The sequence below is a fragment of the Rhodococcoides corynebacterioides NBRC 14404 genome, from assembly GCF_001894765.1.
Lineage (GTDB): Bacteria > Actinomycetota > Actinomycetes > Mycobacteriales > Mycobacteriaceae > Rhodococcoides > Rhodococcoides corynebacterioides.
This window is the reverse complement of the sequence record NZ_BCWV01000007.1, coordinates 103,287-117,195: the sequence shown is the minus strand read 5'-3', so window position 1 is coordinate 117,195 and position 13,909 is coordinate 103,287. Positions and strand designations below refer to the sequence as shown.

General features: G+C 69.2%; 13 protein-coding genes and 1 tRNA gene. 2 read left to right on the top strand and 12 right to left on the bottom strand.

Annotated elements, in window-relative coordinates:
- Positions 1-12: 12 nt before the first annotated feature.
- From tgt to RC2_RS16075, 11 genes are all read right to left on the bottom strand, one after another.
- Positions 13-1,242, bottom strand: coding sequence for a tRNA guanosine(34) transglycosylase Tgt (tgt, locus tag RC2_RS16120; RefSeq protein WP_068150164.1), 1,230 nt, complete (start codon positions 1,240-1,242; stop codon positions 13-15).
- Complete coding sequence (locus RC2_RS16115; protein ID WP_083529704.1) at positions 1,239-3,119, bottom strand: ABC transporter ATP-binding protein; 1,881 nt, start codon at positions 3,117-3,119, stop codon at positions 1,239-1,241. The genes tgt and RC2_RS16115 overlap by 4 nt, the downstream gene beginning before the upstream one ends.
- Positions 3,120-3,157: 38 nt before the next feature.
- A complete protein-coding gene (locus RC2_RS16110) occupies positions 3,158-4,891 on the bottom strand; it encodes an ABC transporter ATP-binding protein (protein ID WP_068150173.1) in 1,734 nt (577 codons plus the stop codon).
- Positions 4,892-4,895: 4 nt separating this feature from the next.
- Entirely contained in the window at positions 4,896-7,211 is a 2,316-nt protein-coding gene (locus RC2_RS16105; protein WP_068150177.1) for an MMPL family transporter, read from the bottom strand.
- 36 nt (positions 7,212-7,247) lie between these two features.
- Entirely contained in the window at positions 7,248-7,877 is a 630-nt protein-coding gene (locus tag RC2_RS16100; protein WP_245811151.1) for an acyl-CoA-like ligand-binding transcription factor, read from the bottom strand.
- Between the two features lie 115 nt (positions 7,878-7,992).
- Positions 7,993-8,127, bottom strand: a complete 135-nt coding sequence (locus RC2_RS19320; protein ID WP_281250883.1) for a hypothetical protein — start codon at positions 8,125-8,127, stop codon at positions 7,993-7,995.
- Positions 8,128-8,319: 192 nt separating this feature from the next.
- A complete protein-coding gene (locus RC2_RS16095; RefSeq protein ID WP_068150183.1) occupies positions 8,320-8,997 on the bottom strand; it encodes a YceI family protein in 678 nt (225 codons plus the stop codon).
- 101 nt (positions 8,998-9,098) lie between these two features.
- Positions 9,099-9,189, bottom strand: a tRNA-Ser gene (locus tag RC2_RS16090).
- Positions 9,190-9,247: 58 nt separating this feature from the next.
- Positions 9,248-9,445 carry a CsbD family protein gene (locus tag RC2_RS16085; RefSeq protein ID WP_068106530.1) on the bottom strand — a complete coding sequence of 66 codons (198 nt, stop codon included), beginning with the start codon at positions 9,443-9,445 and terminating at the stop codon, positions 9,248-9,250.
- Positions 9,446-9,554: 109 nt separating this feature from the next.
- Positions 9,555-10,049 (bottom strand): nucleoside deaminase, encoded by a 495-nt coding sequence (locus RC2_RS16080; RefSeq protein WP_261771253.1) that lies wholly within the window; start codon positions 10,047-10,049, stop codon positions 9,555-9,557.
- 4 nt (positions 10,050-10,053) lie between these two features.
- Entirely contained in the window at positions 10,054-10,590 is a 537-nt protein-coding gene (locus RC2_RS16075; RefSeq protein ID WP_068150185.1) for a tRNA adenosine deaminase-associated protein, read from the bottom strand.
- Between the two features lie 71 nt (positions 10,591-10,661).
- Between RC2_RS16075 and RC2_RS16070 the strand changes: the two genes are divergently transcribed.
- Positions 10,662-11,630 (top strand): prephenate dehydrogenase, encoded by a 969-nt coding sequence (locus tag RC2_RS16070; protein ID WP_072681627.1) that lies wholly within the window; start codon positions 10,662-10,664, stop codon positions 11,628-11,630.
- A gap of 9 nt (positions 11,631-11,639) precedes the next feature.
- On the opposite strand, the gene RC2_RS16065 is transcribed toward RC2_RS16070, so the two are convergent.
- A complete protein-coding gene (locus RC2_RS16065) occupies positions 11,640-12,227 on the bottom strand; it encodes a putative glycolipid-binding domain-containing protein (protein WP_068150262.1) in 588 nt (195 codons plus the stop codon).
- Positions 12,228-12,531: 304 nt separating this feature from the next.
- Between RC2_RS16065 and nhaA the strand changes: the two genes are divergently transcribed.
- Complete coding sequence (gene nhaA, locus RC2_RS16060) at positions 12,532-13,851, top strand: Na+/H+ antiporter NhaA (protein ID WP_068150187.1); 1,320 nt, start codon at positions 12,532-12,534, stop codon at positions 13,849-13,851.
- The last annotated feature ends 58 nt before the right edge of the window (positions 13,852-13,909 follow it).

Here is a 13,909-nt window from a genome sequence, read left to right as displayed (position 1 = left end):
CGCGCGGGGGTCTCATCGGTAGAAGCGGCCGAGCGTCTCGGCCTTGAACTCGTCGAACCGCCCGTCGTGGATCGACGCCCGGATGTCGTCGACCAGGCGCACCGTGAACCGCTCGTTGTGGATCGTCGCGAGCGTGGAGGCCAGCATCTCCTTGGCCTTGAACAGGTGATGCAGATACGCCCGCGTGTAGTGCGCGCACGTGTAGCAATCGCAGTCCGGATCGAGCGGCGTGAAGTCCCGGCGGAAGCGAGCGGTGTTGACGTTGAAGCGGCCGTCGCGCGTGTAGATGGCCGCGTTGCGGGCGACGCGGGACGGGTTCACGCAGTCGAACGTGTCCGCCCCGTTCTCGATGGCGACGAAGAAGTCGTCCGGCTCGCTGATCCCGAGCATGTGACGCGGTTTGTGTTCGGGCAGTTCCTCGTTCACCCACCGGACGATGGTGCCGAGGTTCTGCTTCTCCAGCGCGCCGCCGATGCCGTAGCCGTCGAATCCGCGGCCCGACTCGCCGACGATCGATTCCAGTCCGCGCGCGGCCGTGCGGCGCAGATCCTCGTACTGTGCGCCCTGCACCACTCCGAACAGCGCCTGATAGGGCTTGTCGGCGCGCTCGCGCGTCAGGCGCTCGTGCTCGGCGACGCACCGCACCGCCCAGGCCTGCGTCCGGTCCAACGAGAGTTCCTGGTACGCACGGGTGTTCATCAACGTGGTCAGCTCGTCGAACGCGAACATGATGTCCGCGCCGAGCTGGTGCTGGATCTGCATCGACACCTCGGGGGTGAACCGATGGCGCGATCCGTCCAGGTGGGACTTGAACGTCACGCCGTCGTCGTCGACCCGGGCGAGGCGCTCCTTGCCCTCGGCGATCACGTCGTCGGATTGCACGCGGGAGGCATCCATCGAGATGACCTTCTTGAACCCCACGCCGAGGGACATCACCTGGAACCCGCCGCTGTCGGTGAACGTCGGTCCGTCCCAGTTCATGAAGGCACCCAGCCCGCCGGCCTCGTCCACGATATCGGGTCCAGGCTGCAGGTAGAGGTGATAAGCGTTGGCCAGCACCGCCTGCGCACCGAGTTCCCTCATCGTCTCCGGCAGAACGGCTTTCACCGTCGCCTTCGTCCCGACGGCGATGAACGCCGGCGTCTCGATGGTGCCGTGCGGTGTGCGCAGCGTGCCGGTGCGGCCGAGCCGTCCGTCGAGTCGGGTTCCGACGGTGAAGAAGTCGTCCTGCGGTGCGCTCACGATCCCATCGAACCAGATGCCGCCTGCTGCTCCTGCAGGCCCGACGCGGACAGCCGGTGGTAGGCGCCGCGGGCGGCGAGCAGTTCCTCGTGCGTGCCCTGCTCGACGATGGACCCGTCCTCCATGACGAGGATGAGGTCCGCGTCCCGAATGGTCGAGAGCCGGTGTGCGATCACGAAGCTCGTCCGATCGCTGCGCAGCGCCGCGGTGGCCTTCTGCACGAGCAGCTCGGTCCGCGTGTCGACGGAGCTCGTGGCCTCGTCGAGAATCAGCACGGCGGGGTCGGCCAGGAACGCTCGCGCGATGGTGATCAACTGCTTCTCGCCGGCGCTGACGTTGCCGCCTTCCTCGTCGATGACCGTCTCGTACCCGTCGGGCAGCGAGTGGACGAAGCGGTCGACGTAACTGATCCGTGCGGCCTCCATGACCTGCTCGTCGGTGGCGTCGACGTTGCCGTAGCGAATGTTCTCCCGAATGGTCCCGCCGAACAGCCAGGTGTCCTGGAGAACCATGCCCGTCCGCGATCGCAACTGCGCGCGGGTCAGGTCCCGCGTGTCGACGCCGTCGAGGGTGATGGACCCGGAATCGACGTCGTAGAACCGCATCACGAGGTTGACCAGGGTGGTCTTGCCGGCGCCGGTCGGGCCGACGATGGCGACCATGCGGCCGGGCTCGGCGACGAACGACAGGTTCTCGATCAGCGGCCGCTCGGCGTCGTAGCGGAAGGACACGTCGCGGAACTCGACCCGTCCACCGCCGGCGGAACCCGGGGCGCCCGCCGGATCGGCGTCCTCCTCCTCGGCGTCGAGGATCTCGAAGATGCGCTCGGCGGAGGCGACGCCGGACTGGAGCAGGTTCACCATCGACCCGATCTGCGTCAGCGGTTGGGTGAACTGCCGGGAGTACTGGATGAACGCCTGCACCTCACCGAGACTCAGGCTGCCCGACGCCACCCGCAGACCACCGACGACGGCGATGGCCACGTAGTTCAGATTCCCCAGGAACATGATGGCGGGCATGATGATTCCGGAGATGAACTGCGCGCGGAAGCTCGCGCGGAAGAGTTCCTCGTTGCTCTCGTGGAACACCCGCGCGGTCTCGTCCTGACGGCCGTAGGCCTTCACCAGCTCGTGTCCGGTGTAGGCCTCCTCGACCTGAGCGTTCAGCGAGCCCGTCTGCTTCCACTGGGCCACGAAGTGCGGCTGCGACCGCTTGGCGATCACCGCGGTCACCAGCACCGACACCGGCACCGTGAGCAGGGCGACGAGGGCCAGCAGCGGCGAGATCCACAGCATCATGCCGAGGATGCCGACCACGCTGATGACCGAGATCACCAGTTGGCTCAGCGTCTGCTGCAGGCTCTGGGAGACGTTGTCGATGTCGTTGGTGACGCGCGAGAGCACGTCGCCACGCTTCGTGGAATCGAAGAAGCGCAACGGAAGTCGGTGAATCTTGGCTTCGACCTCGGTGCGGAGCTGCTTGATCACGCGCTGCAGGGCGATGTTCAGCAGGTAACCCTGGAACCACTGCAGCACCGCGGACGCGAGGTAGAGCGCGAGGACGATCAGCAGGACCCGCCCCACGGCGTCGAAGTCCACGCCTCGGCCGGGCACCAGGTCCATCGCCGAGATCATGTCGGCGCGCGAGGACTCCCCCTGCGCACGAAGACCCTCGACCACCTGCTCCTTGCTCAGCGACGGGTCGAGCGACCGCCCGACGATGCCGTCGAAGATCAGGTCGGTGGCCCGGCCGAGCACGCTGGGCGCGATCACCGTGAGGATCACACCGGCGACGGCGAAGAACAGCACGACCGCGAGCACGGCGCGTTCCGGCGCGAGTCGACGGACCAATCGCTTCACCGACGGGCCGAAGGTCATCGCCTTCGTGCCCGGCGCCCCGGGCCCGGCGGGCCGCGTCACGACACACCTGCCGCGCTGCGCTGCGAATCGACGATCTCCGCATAGGTCGGACAGGTCTCGAGCAGCTCGTCGTGCGTACCGGTCCCGACCATCCGGCCGTCGTCGAGCACGACGATTCGGTCGGCGTCGCGCACGGTCGAGATGCGTTGGGCCACCACCAGAAAGCACGACTCACGGGTAATCGGCGCCAGTGCCGCTCGCAGGCGGGCATCGGTGGTGAGGTCGAGAGCGGAGAACGCGTCGTCGAAGACGTAGACGGCGGGCCGGCGGACGACCGCGCGGGCGATGGCGAGGCGTTGGCGCTGGCCGCCCGACACCGTGGTTCCCCCCTGCGCGATCGGAGTGTCGAGTCCGTCGGGCATGGCCCGGACGAAGTCGGCCGCCTGCGCCACCTCGAGTGCTTCCCACATCTCGGCCTCCGTCGCATCCTCCTTGCCGTAGCGCAGGTTCGACGCCACCGTGCCCGAGAACAGATACGGACGCTGCGGCACCAGACCGATCTCGGCCCGCAGCACGGCGGGATCGAGATCGCGCACGTCGGTTCCGCCGACGCGGACGACACCCGCCGTCGCGTCGATCAGGCGGGGCACCAGGTTGATCAGCGTCGACTTGCCGGACCCGGTGCTGCCGACGATCGCCGTCGTCGTTCCGGGGCCGGCGCGGAACGACACGTCGCACAGCACGGGCGATTCCGCTGCCGGGTAGGAGAATCCGGCGCCGACGAACTCGACGGTGGAGGGAGAGGCGGCGAACGGACGCGGGTTCGCGGCGGGCACCACCGAGGACGACGTCGCGAGCACCTCCGAGATGCGCTCGGCGCAGACACCGGCGCGGGGAATCATCATCGCGATGAAGGACGCCATGATGACCGACATCAGGATCTGCATCATGTAGCTCAGCAGCGCCGTGAGCGAGCCGATCTGCATTCGGCCGTCGTCGACGGCCTGCCCGCCGAACCAGATGACGGCCACGCTGGTGAGGTTGGAGATGAGCATCACGATGGGGAACATCAGGGCCATCAACCGCCCGACCTGCAGAGCGGTCGCGGTGAGCGCGGTGTTCGCCTCGTCGAAGCGCCGGATCTCGTACGGTTCGCGGACGAACGCACGGACCACCCGGATACCCGTGATCTGTTCGCGCAGAATGCGATTGACCGAGTCGATCCGTTTCTGCATGACCTTGAACGCCGGGATCATGCGCGCCACGACGATGCCCATCGCGATGGCCAGCGCGGGCACGGCGACGCCGAGCAGCCAGGACAGCCCGAGATCCTCGCGCAGCGCCATGACGATGCCGCCGACGCACATGATTGGGGCCATCACCAGGATGGTGCAGCCGGCGAGCACGAGCATCTGCACCTGCTGCACGTCGTTGGTGTTCCGGGTGATGAGCGACGGCGCACCGAACGTGCCGACCTCGCGCGCGGAGAACGTGCCCACGCGATCGAGCAGCGCACCGCGCAGGTCTCGTCCCGCTGCCATCGCTGCCTGCGCGCCGCAGTACACGCCACCGATCGAGCAGGCGATCTGCACGGCCGAGACCGCCAACATGATCGACCCGGTCGACAGGATGTAGCCGGTGTCGCCCAGCGTCACGCCGTTGTCGATGATGTCGGCGTTCAGGCGCGGCAGGTACAGCGAGGCGGCGGTGGCGACGAACTGCAGCACCACCACGCCGAGCAGGAGCCGTCGGTACGGCGCGAGGTAGCGACGGAGCAGCGGGATCAGCACGGCATCAGCCTGTCACCTGTTCCTTCTCTCGTTCCACCGTGCGCACCAACTTCTCGCCCTCGATGTCGACGTTGGGCAGGATACGGTCGAGCCAGCGCGGCAGGTACCACGCCTTGTCGCCCAGCAGCGCCATGACCGCCGGGATGAGGACCATCCGCACCACGAAGGCGTCGAAGAAGACGGCCGCGGCCAGGGCGAAGCCGATGGATTTGATGAACGCGTCCGGTTCGAGCATGAACGCCGCGAACACGGAGATCATGATGACCGCGGCGGCCGCGACGACGCGCGCTCCGTACTTGAAGCCGGTCACGATGGCCTCGCTCGCGTCGGCACCGTGCACGTAGGCCTCCCGCATCCGCGAGACCAGGAACACCTGGTAGTCCATCGCCAGACCGAACACCACACCGATGAGGAAGATCGGCATGAAGCTGACGATCGGCTGCGGGTTGGACACCAGGCCCAGTCCGCCTTCCTGGAACAGGAACACCGTGGCGCCGAAGGTCGCGAGCACGCTGAGCAGGAAGCCGAGCGTCGCGGTGAGGGGCACCAGGATCGAGCGGAAGACCACCATGAGCAGCAGGAACGCCAGGCCGACCACGACGGCGAGGTAGGGCACCAGCGCATCCTGCAGCCGCTCCGAGACGTCGATCTCGAGCGCGGTCTGTCCGGTGACGCCGTAGGTCACGCCGTACTGCGACTCCAGGTCACCCTCGGCGCCGCGCAGGGCGGTGACGAGATTCTGCGTGTCCTCGCTGATGGGCGAACTCTTCGGGGTGACCGACACCAGCGCGGTGTCGCCGGCCGGGTTCAGACCGGCCTGCTGCGCGTTGGCGACGTCGGGCTCCGACGACGCCCGGTCGACGACGGCCGCGAAGGCCGCGGTGCGATCGGCTTCCGGCACCGCGCTGCCGTCGACCACCATGAGCAACTGACCGTTGCGGCCCGGGCCGAACCCCTTGTCGATCAGGTCGTACGCCTCGCGGGCCGGGGTGCCCGGCTCCGCCGTGGCGACGGACGGCAGCGCCAGTCGCAGCGACGTCATGGGGCCGGCGATGACGCCGAGCACGATCACACCCAGGACCAGCACGATCGCCGGTCGCTTCAGCACGATGCGGACCCAGCGCAGACCGTTCGTCGGCTTGTCGCTGTGCTCGGGATCCGGCACGGTCCGGATCCTGCCGGCGAAGGCCTTGCGGCCGAACAGACCGAGCACGGCGGGCAGCATCGTCAGCGCCACGAGCACCGCGACGAACACGCCGAAGCCGGCTGCGAGTCCCATCTGCGAGAGGAAGGGGATGCCGACCACGCGCAGCGCGACCAGCGCGATGAGGACCGTCGTCCCGGCGAAGACCACGGCACTGCCGGCGGTTCCCACCGCGCGCCCGGCGGCCTCTTCGCGATCGTCGGTCTCCGAGAGCTCGTTCTTGAACCGCGCGACGATGAACAGGGAGTAGTCGATCGCGACGGCCAGGCCGATCATGATGGCGAGGATGGGCGTGAACTGGGTCAGTTCCGCGAAGCCCGACGCGGTGGTGATGGTGAGACTGGTGACGCCGATCCCGACGATCGCCGTGATGAGCGGCAGCCCGGCGGCGACGAAGGATCCGAACATCACCACGAGCACGACGGCCGCGACGGCCAGGCCGATGAGCTCGGCCGTCCCACCCGGCGGGTTCGCCGCCTGCATGGCGCTGCCGCCGATCTCGACGGTCAACCCCGCGTCCCGCGCGGGCTGAGCGGCGTTCTGCAGGTCCGTGCGGGTCTGGTCGGTGATGTCGGTGACCGTGCCGGAGATCGGCACGGTGACGATGCCGACGGTCTTGTCCGGCGAGAGCGGCGAGACCGCCGCGGCATCGGCCGCGGCCACGTCCGGCGGCGCCCCCGCCTGCGCGTACTGGTCGACGATTGCCTGGTTGCCCGCGACCGGATCCAGCAACGGCTGCGCACCCTCGGGCACGGGACCGGCGGCCGGGTCGACCTTCGCGCTGTCCTTCACCGCGGCGATACCGCGGATGTTCGCGATGGTGGCGTCGATGGCCGCCGTGGCCTCCGGGCTCTCGAGCGTGGTTCCGGCCGGAGCCTCGAACACGTACTGGGCCGACGCCGCCGTCAGCGGGTTCTCGCCTCCGCCGAATCGCTCGGACTGCAGGTCCAGGGCCTGCTGTGCCGGTGTTCCGGGGATGGAGAAGGACGTGCTGGTGGGGCCGGACAGCGTCGCGGCGCCGACGCCGGCGAGCACCAGGATGGCGAGCCAGATCGGCAGCACGATGCCTTTGCGTCGATACGCGAACCGCCCGATGCGGTACAGGAAGGTGGCCACGGGTTTTGCTCCTCGGTCGGGTGGTCGACGGTCGAGTCAGACGGACGGGGGTGGGGTGGGGCCGGGAAGGGGTGTGTTCAACCCCTGCTCGAGCTGCTGCAGAGCGTGTTCGACGACGGCGCGGGCCGATCGGTGCTCGGGGTCCTCGGCGACGTAGGCCAGCGCGGCGCTCACGGCGGCGCCGACGGAGGCCTGGGCGAGCGTGGGGAAGAGATCGCGACGGGCATCGAGGCCCGTGCGCTCGGCGACCACCCGACGGAACTCGTCGGACAGCGATTTGTCGAAGGCGAGCTTCTTGGCCAGGAGCGACGGAGTCTCTTCGATGAAGCGCGCCGTCTCGATGGTCTCCGCCAGTTCGCGCTCGGGGGCGGTGACGACCTCGAGCAGCAGGTATCGCACGGAGTCCCAGAAGTTCTCGTCCGCAGGGCGGTTCTCGAGGAGGTCGACCCACTCGAACGCGGCCTTCTGCAGATGGAAGAGGGCGGCCTCCTCCTTGCTGGAGAAGTAGTTGTGGAACGTCCGCGTGGAGACGCCGGTATGGGCGGCGATGGCCTCGGCGGTCACGCCGTCGAAGCCGAGCTCGCGGCCGAGGCTGACCGCCGCGGCGCTGAGTGCGCTGCGCGTCTCCGCCTTCTTGCGGTCACGCAGGCCGGGTTCCGTCGTCACCGAACCCAGGGTACGGAACTTGCGTAGTTCGGCAAGTTTGCAGAAAGACGCAATTATGTGACGGTCCCCACCCCGTCACGCGGTGTTGCCGGGACGGTGGCGGGGTACCGGCGCGTCAGCTCCGGTCGGAGAAGAGGTGGGTGTAATCGGGCTTGGCGACGGGCGCGGTCGCCTCGGTGGCAGGCGTCTCGGCGGCGTCGGCCTCGGCGGACGCGTCGACGGGTGCGAGGAAGAGCGGTGTGGTGTCCATGTGACCCTTTCGGGCAGAGAGAGCGCGCACGGTGTGCGCGGCGGAAGAAGCGCAGAAGACCGAGAAGGGTTCGACAGATCGAACGGCTCGACGAACGAACGACTCGGCGCGCTCTGCTTTCGACCCTACGCCACGATCGTCGACCCGACCGTCACCCCCGCCCCGGCGGGCCTCCACTACCCCTCGAGTCGGTCAGCCCTTGCTCAGCGTCACCAGGAAGTCGACCGTGCCGGTGGGCGCGACGGTGACGAATCCGAGCGACGGCGGCTCGACCCCGAAATCCGTCCACGTGGCCGGAATACCGCCCGACGCAACCAGATTCGCGCCGTCCCGCAGGACCGACGCCTCGACCGTCACCGGGCGCGTCTGCCCCTTGAGCATCAGCTCGCCGGTGAGCGGAACGGTGGCCGTGGTGCCGTCGGTGGGCACGGTCGACAGGTCGACGGGCTCGGTGATCGTGAACGTCGCCGTCGGGTTCGCCGCGACGTCGAAGATGGTGCCGCGGAACTGATTGTCGCGTCGATCGCTGTCGGTGGTGATGGTGCCCGTTTGCACGACGATCTCGCCGCCCGTCAGCGTCGAGCCGTCGACGGTGGCCGATCCGCTCACGTCGCGGGTGGTGCCCACGACCGTGACGTCGGCGCCGTTGAGCACCTCGGCCACGGTGTAGCCGGCGGAGGTGGGGTTGCTCTCGGTCCCCGGCGTGACGGCCCACTGCCCGTCCAGGTCGCCTTCCGCGGCGCGCGCGCCCTCGGTGGACACCGTGGCCGCGGGGTCACTGCTCTCGACCGAGGCGTAGATGCGTGGCCCGACGAACAGGGCGATCACTGCCACGACCACGACGGCTCCGACGATCCACCACTTCTTCATGGGGTCGACTTTAGTTGTGGTTTCAACGATGCGGGCGGTTCCGCGGCTGGGAACTCCCTGTGAAACGACGAAACCCCCCGGTGTGACGGGGGGTTTCGTTCTGGCGGTGGCGGAGGGATTTGAACCCTCGGACGGGGGTTACCCGTCACACGCTTTCGAGGCGTGCTCCTTAGGCCGCTCGGACACGCCACCGCCGACCAGGCTACCGGAGGGGGTGGGCGATCGAGAAATCGCGGCCGGAGCTGCGCACTCAGTGCCCGGTGAGCTTGTCCTTGATGTTGGACGCGGCGTCCTTGACCTTCTCCACGCCGTCCTTGACGGCGGACGAGGCCTGGTCGCCCTGGCCCTCGGCGCGAAGCTGGTCGTCGCCCGTGGCGTTGCCCGCGGCTTCCTTGCCCTTGCCCTTGAGGTCTTCCGCCTTGTTGGAAATCTTGTCGTCCAAGCCCATGGTGCTCTCCTGTTCGTCCCGTGGTGGGACTGTCACAACGCAGAACATGACGTCCACCCCTCCGTTTCGGCGGGGCAGGCGACGCAGGTGCTGCGTCTGTCGTTCTACGTCAGAGCAGATACCCGGGCTCCCGGCGCGGCGAAACATCGCGAGCACGGTGGAAGAAGGCCGTGACCGAATCGGAACACTCGCGCTCGAGCACTCCCCCGGCCACCTCGGGTCGGTGGGTCAGTCGCCGGTCGCGCACCACGTCCCACAACGACGACACCGCCCCGGTCCGCGGCTCGTACGCGCCGAACACGATGCCCGAAATGCGTGACATCACAGCGGCTCCCGCACACATGGTGCACGGTTCGAGCGTCACGACGAGGGTGCATCCGCCGAGGCGCCAGCCGTCGCCGTGCCGAGCCGCGGCGGCCCGGAGGGCGAGAATCTCCGCGTGCGCGGTCGGGTCGCCACACTGCTCGCGGCGGTTGGTCGCCTCGGCCAGAACGGTCCCGCGGGCATCGACGATCAGCGCGCCGACGGGAACGTCGTCGTCGGGAGTCGCGGCGGCGACCTCCAACGCGCGCCGCATCCACCGCTCGTGGTCGGCGGCGGGCAGCACGTCAGTGCTGGAGCGAGTCGAGCACGGCGGCGAACTCCTTCGCGAAGCCCATTCGCTGCGCGATCATGCCGAGTTGCTCGTCCGGGTAGAGGTCCGTCTCGGCGACGATCACGCCGAGAACGGGCTCCGGCAGACCCATGTCGCTGAGCAGGTCGAGATCGCCTTCTTCCCACGGCTCGACGTCGTCCAGCTCGTCGGGATCGAGATCCGGGACGTCGATGTTGAGACGGTCGAGCACGTCGGCGGCGATGTCGTAGTCGAGTGCGGCGGTCGCGTCGGACAGCAGGACCCGACTGCCCGACGGCGCCGGGCGCAGGACGACGAAGAACTCGTCGTCGACGTCGAGCAGTCCGAAGACCGCACCCGCGCTGCGCAGCTCGCGGAGCTCGGTCTCGGCGGTGGAGAGGCTGGTGAGAGCATCCGACGACAGGGCGCGACAGGTCCACTTGCCGTCCTCGCGCACGACGGCAACCGCGAACCCCTCCATGTCGTCGTCCTCGTCGGAGGAGGTGTTCCCACTCCCACGCTGTGCAGCCATGCGCGCAACCGTAGTCGCTGTGAGCGGTGTCGATACGTCGACCCTTCTGCGGATGTGCTTTTCTCACAGCTGTGAACTCACCCGATCGTCCCGTCTGCGTCCTGGGTCTGGGTCTGATCGGCGGATCGCTGATGCGGGCCGTCGTGGCGTCCGGTCGACCGGCCCACGGCTGGAACCGGTCCGCGGGCGCCGTCGACGCCGCGCGACTCGACGGGTACGACGTCACCGGCGACCTCGAGACCGCCCTGCGGCGCGCGGCCGACGAGCGTGCCCTCGTCGTCGTGGCGGTGCCGATGACGGCGGTCGACGACGTCCTCACCGCTGTCGCGACGTTCGCTCCCGAGTGCCCGCTGACCGACGTCGTCAGCGTCAAGGTGGAGATGGCGGATGCGGTCGCCCGGCACGGACTGTCCGCCGCGTACGTCGGTGGCCATCCCATGGCGGGCACGGCGGCGTCGGGCTGGATCGCCGCCGACGCCGACCTGTTCCGCAACGCCGTCTGGGTGGTCACGGTCGACGACGGAACCGACCCCGACGTCTGGATGCAGGTGGCCTCCCTTGCCCTGACCTGCGGATCCGTCGTCGTCCCCGCGCGATCCGACGAACACGACCGCGCCGTCGCCCGCGTCTCCCACCTTCCGCACGTGTTGGCGGAGCTGCTGGCGAGCGTCGGCGCCGACGGCGGTGAGCTGGCGCTGCGTCTCGCCGCCGGATCGTTCCGGGACGGGACCCGCGTGGCCGGCACCGCGCCCGCCTTGGTCTCCGCGATGTGCGACGCCAACGCCGCGGCCCTGCTCGAGGCCGTCGACGACGCCCTGGCCCGCCTCACCCGGGCCCGCGAGTCCCTGGCGGCGTCGTCCTCCACGACGGAGCTGACCCGCGACGGGCACCGCGCCCGGACGCGGTACGACGATCAGCTGCAGTGGTGGGAGATCACGGACGTCGTGGTCGGCGCCGACGGGTGGGCCGACGCGATGCGGGACCGGGCGCGCGCCGGTGGCGTCGTGCAGCGGTTGCCGGAGCGTCGCTCGATCACCTGACCGGACCGGTCAGATGCGGTGCGCCATCCCGTCGTACCCGACGACGAAGCCCTCGGAATCGACCGTGACCCGCGAATGGCCCATCGGGGAGTCGACCTCGAACTCGGTCGGACCGCCGCGGTAGGAGAGGGTCTCGGCGCGGGCGGTCAGGTCCGGCAGACCGACGTAGACCACGGGAACCTGCTGGTCGGACGCATCCGCGGTGTGCAGACCGAGGCGACGGATGGCCAGGGTGTTGAAGAACGGGCTCCACACCAGCTCGGTGTCCAGCGCACCGTCGAAGTCGCTGCGGGTGGGGGACGCGCTGTCGATCAGCCAGAACCCCTGGGAATCACGGCTGATGGAGATCTGACTCTCGCCGGCGGCCACCGCGGCGCGCACGGAGAGCCGCTTGGTCACCCCGGTCTCGTCGGTCACCAGGTCGTACGACGCGGAGAACGCGGGATGCTCGTCGCAGGCACCGGCGATGATCCGGCCGGCAGCCTTGATGCGCTTGCCGTTCATCTGCACTCGCACCGATTCCATGCGAGGTGCCTCGAGCGCGCGCCAGGTGAGAACGGCCGGCCACGACGATCCCGGCGCGTCGGCGGACGACAGAGACGTGGGTGCGGGAGTGGTCACGTGCACACGGTAGAGCACCGGGCCCCGCCGAGGAGCAGAGCAGCCAGAATTGTCCGTGATCGTGATTCTCGCGTACTCGTCCTGCGACACCGCCCGATGCTCGCAGGTCGCTGAGCAGCCGTTTCGCACCGAGGCGGGTGAACGGCGCCACGAGCGTCGACGCCCGCGATCGTGCTCACAGACGCGCGATAGGCTGGTTCGCGGAGTGCCGGGAAGTCTGGTCGGCGGCTCACCGGTGGCCTCACGCCGGTCCCGACCGGTCCCCGAACGAAAGTCTCCGATGCCTCCCACTCCTCGCCTGTTCGGCCTCGGTTCCTGGTCCGAAGCGTCTCGGATCACCGCCGTCCTGCGCCGCGAGACGGTCGGCGGCGCGCTGTTGCTGGCCGCCGCGGTGACGGCCCTCGTCTGGGCCAATTCACCCTGGTCCGCGGCCTACCACTCCCTCATGGACCTGCGCGTCGGGCCGTCCGCGCTGCATCTCGACCTGACGCTGGCGACCTGGGCCGCGGACGGTCTGCTCGCCGTCTTCTTCTTCGTCGTCGGTCTGGAGCTGAAGCGTGAGTTCGTGGCCGGCGACCTCCGCGATCCCGCCCGCGCCGCGCTGCCCATCGTCGCCGCGGTGGGCGGCATGGTCGCTCCCGCGCTGATCTACGTGGCGATCAACGGCCTCGCCGCCGACGGCGCACTCCGCGGCTGGGCCGTCCCGACGGCGACCGACATCGCGTTCGCCGTCGCCGTTCTCGCCGTCGTCAGCTCGCATCTGCCGATCGCGTTGCGCACGTTCCTGCTCACCCTGGCGGTCGTCGACGACCTTCTCGCGGTGACGGTCATCGCGATCTTCTACACCGACGAGCTGAACGTGGCCGCGCTCGCCGGTGCGATGGTTCCGCTCGCGCTGTTCGCTCTCGCGGTCCAGAAACGGATTCGATCCTGGTGGCTGCTGATCCCGCTGGCCGTCGTCACGTGGATTCTCGTGCACGAGTCGGGAGTGCACGCGACGGTCGCGGGCGTCCTGCTGGGCTTCACCGTGCCCGTCCTCCGGAGCCGGGCTGCGGGTGGACCCGAGGCCGGACCGGGTCTCGCCGAGCACTTCGAACACCGCATCCGTCCCCTGTCCGCAGGGGTGGCGGTCCCGCTGTTCGCGTTCGCGGCGGCCGGAGTGACCGTCGGCGGTCTCGCCGGACTCGGCTCGGCGCTGCGCGACCCCGTCGCCCTCGGCATCGTGGCGGGACTGGTGGTGGGCAAGTTCCTCGGCGTGTTCGGGACCACCTACCTGGTGGGTCGATTCACCCGCGCCACTCTCGACGAGGGACTCGCGTGGCGCGACGTGGGCGGGGTGGCGATGCTGGCGGGCATCGGGTTCACCGTCTCGCTGCTCATCGGAGATCTCGCGTTCGGCATCGGATCCGAACGCGACGATCACGTGAAGGTCGCCGTCCTGACCGGGTCGGTGGTGTCCGCGACGCTGGCCACCCTCGTTCTGCGCAGCCGCAACCGCGTGTACCGCGCGATCGAGGAGGACCAGACGCGGGACGACGACGGCGACGGCATCCCCGACGCGTACCAGCGGGGCCACCGGGACGTCCAGGGCGGACGGTAGCGCGGCACCGCGGGCCTGTCGGTGCGTCCCGGTAACGTCTGCGTCGATCGAGATCGGG